General features: G+C 64.4%; 1 pseudogene. It reads right to left on the minus strand.

The window, feature by feature from the left end:
* Positions 1-519, minus strand: a pseudogene (locus tag ONA70_RS36455) (hypothetical protein); the annotation flags it as partial.

A 519-nucleotide genomic window follows, 5' to 3' on the forward strand; every position in this document is an offset into this window, starting at 1 on the left:
TCAGTTGAAGCAGCCCTCGACGGTGCCGCCGCAGTTGGTGGGGTCGTTGTCGGTGATGGTGGTCTTCTCGTCGAGCTTGACCGTGCCGTCGTTGTTGAAGACGCCGCCGGCGACGCGGTGGGTCTTGGACGAGTCGGTGGCGGTGTTCTTGGTGACGCGGGTCTTGGTCAGGGTGACCGTGCCCTCGTTGTTGAAGATGCCGCCGCCGTTCTGGGCGGTGTTGTTCTTGATCTCGGTGTCCCGGACGGTGAGGGTGGCGTTGTCTTCCTTGTCCTTGCCGTCGGGCTTCTGCAGGAAGCCTTCCTTGATCTCGACGTCGGGGTCGCCGTTGAAGATGCCGCCGCCGAAGCGTCCGGCGGTGTTGTCGAGGATGGCGCTGTCGGAGATGGTGGCGGTGGCCTCCTGCTCCTTCTGCTCCTCCTTCTTCTCGCCGTACGGGGCTTCCTTCTTCTTCTCCCCGCCGGTGTTGACGACGCCGCCGCCGTCCTTCTCCGCGTGGTTCTTGGCCACGAGGACCTT

Source organism: Micromonospora yasonensis (assembly GCF_026013475.1).
Classification (GTDB): domain Bacteria; phylum Actinomycetota; class Actinomycetes; order Mycobacteriales; family Micromonosporaceae; genus Micromonospora; species Micromonospora yasonensis.